A 6,712-nucleotide genomic window follows, 5' to 3' on the forward strand; every position below is an offset into this window, starting at 1 on the left:
ATTTTGAATCGAACCGAATCGAACCCAATCAATTTTGAATCAAACGGATTTAATTTTGAATCGAACCGAATCGAACCGAATCAATTCCGAATCAAACGGATTTAATTTTGAATCGAACCGAATCGATTCCGAATCAAACGGATTTAATTTTGAATCGAACCGAATCGATTCCGAATCAAACGGATTTAATTCCCATCAATGGGAATTGATTAAGGTCATTTAATAGTGGCAAGCGCGTGACACACGGCTATAAGTGTCCTCAGCCGGAAGGGCGCATGGCTATTTTTCCGACGGTCTTCTAAATTTTTTCACTTCGGCAAACATTTAACAGCCAGTCGAAAAAATCCCGCTAGAGATTTAAGCGAGGATACTCCTAATTTTCCCACCCACTCCAAAATCTTGTTCTAGGCGGGGATACAACACTTTTCCCGCCTACGACTCTAAACATTTACAGCTACATCAAAATACAAAAATTTCTGATTTTTATTTGACTCTCTACCTTTTAGAAGTGGGAGGGCATTTTTAGACCACAGCGCATCAAGCATCTTGGCAGTCACATAAGCCCAACAATTAGCTTTGAGGCAAAAGCTAGATTGTAGCGATAGAAGAAATAAGCCAAGCTTATCAGCTTGGTAATTGCCTAAACAGCCATTTGCCTGGCGCGATACATCACTTTTTAGCGGGTTCTAGCACGTTCACTGGCTTCTGAGGCTTTGATGTCATAACCAGAGTTAGGATCAGTTTTGTGCAGTTGCATTAACAGGTCAATGTAGAACTGGTAATAATTTTGTACGCTGGCAAAGTAAGAAGTGCGGAATTCCGAGCTGACAATTTTTGTGCGGAGGCTTTCAATAATTTTGAGGGAGGATTCAATGTTAGTAAGGGCTTCAGTGAGATTGCCTTGAACACGTTTGACAGAAGCGATGTTGGCGAGGGTGAGAGCTTCCTGTATGCGATCGCCTACTGCCCTTGTCACGGGAAGGGACTGGCTGAAATATTCTAAAGCTTTCTGTTTTTCTCCCAAATCTGAGTAGACACTGCCGATATTGGTGAGGGTGCCACCTTCCCCCCGGCGATCACCTATTGCCCGATACATGGGAAGGGACTGACTGAAATATTCTAAAGCTTTCTGTTTTTCTCCCAATGCTGAGTAGACAGCACCGATGTTGGTGAGGGTGGTAGCTTCTTCAGAGCGAGCGCCTATTGCCCGGAATAGGGGAAGGGACTGGCTGAAATATTCTAAAGCTTTCTGTTTTTCTCCCAAGTCTGAGCAGACAATGCCCGTAAATAGGAGGGTAGTAGCTTCCTCAGAGCGAGCGCCTATTGCTCGGAATAGGGGAAGGGACTGGCTAAAATATTCTAAAGCTTTCTGTTTTTCTCCTAATTCTGAGTAAATACCGCCGAGCCAGTTAAGGGTGCTAGCTTCCTCAGAGCGAGCGCCCGCTTCTCGATACAGCTTTAATGCTTGTTCAAACTTGGGGAGCGCACTTCTTAAAGCTTCCGTCGTTCCTTGCTGGTAAAGTTGTGTTCCTTCTACTAAAGCTTTTGCAGCAGCGTCGTTACTGTTAGTTTGTGCTGTTTGTAAGCCTTTATCAACGGACACGGCTGTTGCCACTGGCTGACTTAACTGAACTAAAAGTGCGATTGACATACCACCTAAAAACCATTGAGCGTAATTAAACATAAACACCCTTTTTGTTTTTTTTTCCATCTTACTCACTAGCTCGCTTAGTGTAAAGGCAAGGAGAAGTTAGGATAATCCGGAGTCGAGCTAGACCGAGAAAGAAACATATCCTGAGCCAACGCCTAGGACTGCTACAGGTTCATCAGGATATAGGCTTATCCTGATCCAGGGTTTAAAGTTACCTAAAGCATTCTGCAACCGCTCTCTGTAACCATTGGTTATTTACCAATCCACTGTGTCACGCGGTTCAGCGTTAAAAGTATCCTTCTGAATTTCTACAGCCGGAGAATTCAGGGGAATTAGTCCATAATGCCTAGCTGGGTCCTCCCAACCATTTCCGTACATTTTTTTCAACCAGGGAATGTCTACCAGTGAAGAGGGTTCAATTTTCGTGGTAACTAGCCCTGGATTAGCCAGAGCTTCCGAGTACATCTGTTTAAATTCTTTCAAATACTCAATCCCGTGTTTATTAAGCCAAGCTTCTTTGCTAGCTATCTTGAACGAACACTCTTCAATTTTCTTCAAACAAAACTTTTCAAAACTCTCTCTCTGTTCTTTTGGGAGAGTTTGAAGTAAGTTTGAGTAAGTCTGAATAGTCTGAGACGTTTTAGAACCCTTTCCTGGCAATACTTTCAGCTTTTTGGAGTCCGATTTTTCGGAGTGAGAGTCCGATTTTTCGGAGTGAGAGTCCGATTTTTCGGAGTGAGAATCCGATTTTTCGGAGTAAGAGTCCGATTTTTCGGACTTTCTTCTCGGCGTACAAAAATTGTTAATCTGAACGTCTGCGTGTGTGAAACTAAACCAACCCATCCTTTCAAATTTAGCGACCGCAGTATGATAGACACTTTTGCTAACTCCAGTCGCAAGTAAAATCTCAGCAACTTTGACTTTAGCGGGTCTGTCGCCAAATCGGTCAAGTTTGAGGAAATAGAAGAAAAGCTTTGATTCGACCTTGCTCAGACCATACTCGATAATCTGGTCTACAACGTCATCTTTAATTTGAATGTAAAGCTGTTTAGACTCTGGGCAGAGGGAGAGATTCGCGCCAGTGCTGGAAATTTGACCGTTGATCGCAGTAGAATATGTCATAAGTCCTTTGCTCGCCCTAAGCGAGTTTGAGGGTGGATTGAACCAAAAGCCACTGCCGTCTAGTTCCAATTAGTTGCAGTGGTTTTTTGGTACCTGTAGTTTAAAAATTTTGAGCACAGAGTGGAACCGCTCGCTAAAAAATAAGCGAGTAGATAAGTGAATCGCTGCGAGCGCAACCATTCAATTCAATCTTGGGGATAGGAATAAAGATTTTGGGCGGGTCGCGACTCGTCTCAATCTTGCAGAAGTCAGCGCCGCGGGGCGTAAGCACGTCTATGACCCAAAAGAAAATATTGACTAACAGCTTAAAAAAGTGGGTTTCAAGTTTAGCAAGGTGCATTGCTTTGATTTGATTCTTGAGGTTCTGCCCAAGTGCATCAATGATTCCACTCCAAAAACTCATGTAATATTTTCGTTTCTTTAGCGGAATTGATTGGCGCAACATCCAAAACAAGCTCCCCTCGGAAGACAGGGAGAACAGATATTCGATAGATCCGACTTCAATATCTATATACATCTTGTGATTCTACCGCTACCTGATCACAACTGGTAGGGATTTTGTTTATCTTCCGCCTAGGGGTTGATAGTGTACCAGATATATATTTGTTTGGGGAGTTTACCGGGTATCACCAGACCCGGTGTAATCCCTTGGTTTATGTAGCGCGGCTGGGGGGGGCGGGCCATAGCCCGGCTGCTCCCCCCCAGCCCACGTATCTATTATCCTCCTTTTTCACCAAATTTATTAATTAATTCCTCAAGCTGCTTTTTTCCTTCAGAGAATTTACGTCCCTTTTTGCCCAAGATATTTTCTATAATCCAGGTTGCAGTTTTACCTTGAGTCTGTGCGGCTTCCACTTTCCACCACAGTTGTAAGTCACTAGCATCAGCCTCGGAAGTGGTAGCGGAAGTTTCAGGCGGTAAGTCGTTAGTATATATAGCTTCCAACGCTTCCCGTTTAGCTTCCACTTCCTCCTCGGAAGCTGCCAAAATTGCCTCAGCTTCCTTGCGCCGCTGTTGCTCTGATATGTAAATGGAAGTGCTAAGCTCATCCGCTACATCCGCATCAATAGCCCGCTCTTTCATTGCCTCAAACTCTTCTGCTTTGGCTAATTTGAGAGCAGAACGCCGTGCCTCAAAACAGCAGCCAAAGCCAGACACCAGGGCGATGCCTTGAATGAAGTTGTGCAAAGGAATTTTACGGGAGAAAATAAACGGAGGAGCCAGCCAGAGGGTAAGTCCCGAAACTGACAATAAAGAAACTCTCAAAAGCGACATAACATCACCCCCACGCCAACTAAAGCACCGACTGTGCTGGCAATCAGTCTGAACCTAAATTGCAGCAAGTTTATTTTGAGGATTGCAATGATTGCATCGTCGAGTACCCAGGCAGCAGCACTGACAATAAGCTTGAGGGCAAAGAGGGCTTGTACAAACAACAGCAGAGAAGGGTGCAGCGATGCCAACCAGCAAAGGAAGCTGGAGGTGATCGCAGTCAGCAGGAAGTTGTTGCCGAGAGCGATCACTCGAATCATTCTTTATTCCCTCCCAGCAGTTTGGCTTTAATAGCCTCAATCCTTTCGGTAGCACGATTCTCGGCTTTTTCTAAACCGACCCCTAGCTTGGCGTACCCAGGAGCCAAGCCGAGCAAGTGTTTCGCCAAGCCCACATCAGCTTGTTTTTTGGTGAGTTCTACCGTGGCAACCAGTTTCTGATGCTTGCGGTACGCCTTGTGTACTACGCCGTCCGCTTCCTCAATCTGGCTCGTGGCCTTGAGATATTTTTTCGTGTAGCGAGCGCCCTCGACTTTTTCCTTTGCTAATTTCTTCCGCTCGTCCGCTTCTTCTTTGGTGTAATAGCGCGGGGCCTCGATTATTGCGGCTGTGCGGATAGATGCAAAATTGCCGGGGTTGAGCGGTGTAATTACCCCCGCATCAGTTGGGGCAGCTAGTTTCTCAGATTTACTCGTGATGGCGGCAGAGATTTCGCCGCCAAATAATTTGGTCATCATGCCCATTATTTTGCTCCGATTTGAATATTTACGCGGATGGGAGGAAATAAGTTCAGAGGGTTAATTTGCTGCCACATAGACATAGCCAGCACAAAAACCCCCGCCGATGCGAGTACAAATGCAACGAGTTGAGCAAGGTCAACCCAATTTAGGAAACTGATGGAATTTTGGGGAGTGAAGCTGCACACCGGGGATGAACCATCATTAATCCATCCGCTTGTGTCATGCGATTCATTGTCTATAGGGCAAAGAATGTGTTCGACACATTGACATGAATCCAAGTGTTCATTTTTACGACCAGGGCAATCAACACAGTAAGCCTCGCAAACAGCTTCCCAAGTGGAAGTTTTGGAAAGTTTGCCAAATTTTTTGGCTTCATCGTTAGTTAATTCGAGGCTGTAAGCGTGTGCTTTTAAATGGTCAATACGACGACGATTGACGATTGGTTCAGTCATGGCAGAACCTCACGTCAAACATGAATAATTGCGATCGCCCCTCAAGGCAATCGGCTGAATATGGCATTATAGTTAGGCTCCAAACGTTCTGAGATAACGGTTTGGGGAAGTCGTGACTTGTTTAGCGGGCTCAATCGCTACTCAGTCGCGCGTCAATCTTCCTTAATTACTTACGATCGCAGGTTTTACGCCTTGGTGTCAAGCAGGAATTGTAAAGTTTTCCCGCGCCCAAGCGTTGAATTGTGTGTCTTACATTTATTAACATTGTCTTACGTCTGTTTAGCAGTTGTCTAACAATGTCTTACATTTGTTTAACAGGTTTAATCGCGTGACACAGGGAGTTTCTGCTTGTTGGAGAATCTTTGCCCCCTCAGCCGGGGAGGCTTACGGTATTTTTCCGACGACCGGAACAAGATTTTGCATCTAAACAGAAAACTAGCGGCCGTCGCAAAAATACCGCTGTAAGTTTACGCGGGGAAACGCTACTTCGCCACTTAGAACTTGTAACCGTTGCAGCTTCATCAAGGTACTTCCATTTCCCAATCAGCGCCTCAAGCATCTTGGCAATCAAATGAGCCTCAACAATTTAGCTTTGTCTCCACAGCTAAATTGTTGAGGCAAGACTTAGAAGCAGGAAGACAATTGAAACTACTCTCTTGAGGCTAAATAATCTTCTGCCGAAGTTCCCTCAGACGAAAACGGCGTTGCTAAGGAACGCAGTTCCGAAACTGTATCCCTCAAAGCATCAATTTCTTGGGTCAAACTGCTTACGTCGCCCTCGAGCATAAAATTTTTGCTTTCTGAGGCTGCATACCTATCTTTCCAGCAAGAAATTTTTTCTTCAGAGTGTTTAAGAGCCTGGTCTTTTACTGTGGTTGCTTCGAGCAATGTGTTGTAAGATTTTGCCCAGGCTGTATTTTTTTCGAGCAAGTGAAAATTAGACTGTGCTAGAATCTCAGTCTCTTTTTTTAGTGCAAAGAGACTTTTCTTAGCATGGGAAAGTTTGTTATACAAACTAACCCATTTTAAGCTATGCTTAGACATGGATTACAACGTCCTTTTATTGTTGTTTTTTTGGTGGTAACAGTTACAAGTTGCGCCACCGGAGATTTTTAATTGAAACAAGAGTCCTACCTGAATTGCCGTTCAGGTGGGCTTTTTGCTTTAATTATCAGAATTTGACCTTATAGAAAAGCATAACAGATTATTTAAATTTTATGACCTATTTCCCATTTTTTTTTCTAAACACAACGCTTTGTTGGTTCAAGAACCGATGGAAAATAGATGCGAATCGATTCCGAATCGATTCCGAATCGATGCGAATCGATTCTGAATCAAACGGATTTAATTTTGAATCGAACCGAATCGAACCCAATCAATTTTGAATCAAACGGATTTAATTTTGAATCGAACCGAATCGAACCCAATCAATTTTGAATCAAACGGATTTAATTTTGAATCGAACCGAATCGAACC

General features: G+C 44.0%; 8 protein-coding genes. All 8 read right to left on the reverse strand.

What is annotated here, in order from left to right; genetic code table 11:
* Positions 1-676 precede the first annotated feature (676 nt).
* The 8 genes from QUB25_RS29075 to QUB25_RS29110 all read right to left on the reverse strand — a co-directional run bounded on the left by QUB25_RS29075 (position 677) and on the right by QUB25_RS29110 (position 6,280).
* Positions 677-1,684 carry a tetratricopeptide repeat protein gene (locus QUB25_RS29075; protein ID WP_333188869.1) on the reverse strand — a complete coding sequence of 336 codons (1,008 nt, stop codon included), beginning with the start codon at positions 1,682-1,684 and terminating at the stop codon, positions 677-679.
* Positions 1,685-1,906: 222 nt separating this feature from the next.
* Positions 1,907-2,773: a hypothetical protein gene (locus QUB25_RS29080; protein WP_333188871.1), complete on the reverse strand. Its 867-nt coding sequence runs from the start codon at positions 2,771-2,773 to the stop codon at positions 1,907-1,909.
* Between the two features lie 133 nt (positions 2,774-2,906).
* Positions 2,907-3,290 carry a hypothetical protein gene (locus QUB25_RS29085; RefSeq protein ID WP_333188873.1) on the reverse strand — a complete coding sequence of 128 codons (384 nt, stop codon included), beginning with the start codon at positions 3,288-3,290 and terminating at the stop codon, positions 2,907-2,909.
* A gap of 200 nt (positions 3,291-3,490) precedes the next feature.
* Entirely contained in the window at positions 3,491-4,048 is a 558-nt protein-coding gene (locus QUB25_RS29090; RefSeq protein ID WP_333188875.1) for a hypothetical protein, read from the reverse strand.
* A complete protein-coding gene (locus QUB25_RS29095; RefSeq protein WP_333188876.1) occupies positions 4,036-4,305 on the reverse strand; it encodes a hypothetical protein in 270 nt (89 codons plus the stop codon). The genes QUB25_RS29090 and QUB25_RS29095 overlap by 13 nt, the downstream gene beginning before the upstream one ends.
* Positions 4,302-4,781, reverse strand: coding sequence for a hypothetical protein (locus QUB25_RS29100; protein WP_333188878.1), 480 nt, complete (start codon positions 4,779-4,781; stop codon positions 4,302-4,304). Before QUB25_RS29100 ends, QUB25_RS29095 begins: the two co-directional genes overlap by 4 nt.
* A gap of 5 nt (positions 4,782-4,786) precedes the next feature.
* Positions 4,787-5,236 carry a hypothetical protein gene (locus tag QUB25_RS29105; protein WP_333188880.1) on the reverse strand — a complete coding sequence of 150 codons (450 nt, stop codon included), beginning with the start codon at positions 5,234-5,236 and terminating at the stop codon, positions 4,787-4,789.
* A gap of 648 nt (positions 5,237-5,884) precedes the next feature.
* Positions 5,885-6,280, reverse strand: a complete 396-nt coding sequence (locus QUB25_RS29110; RefSeq protein ID WP_333188882.1) for a hypothetical protein — start codon at positions 6,278-6,280, stop codon at positions 5,885-5,887.
* Positions 6,281-6,712 lie beyond the last annotated feature (432 nt).

Origin of the sequence: Microcoleus sp. B3-D7 (assembly GCF_036705305.1) — a bacterium.
In the GTDB taxonomy this organism is placed as follows: domain Bacteria; phylum Cyanobacteriota; class Cyanobacteriia; order Cyanobacteriales; family Microcoleaceae; genus Microcoleus.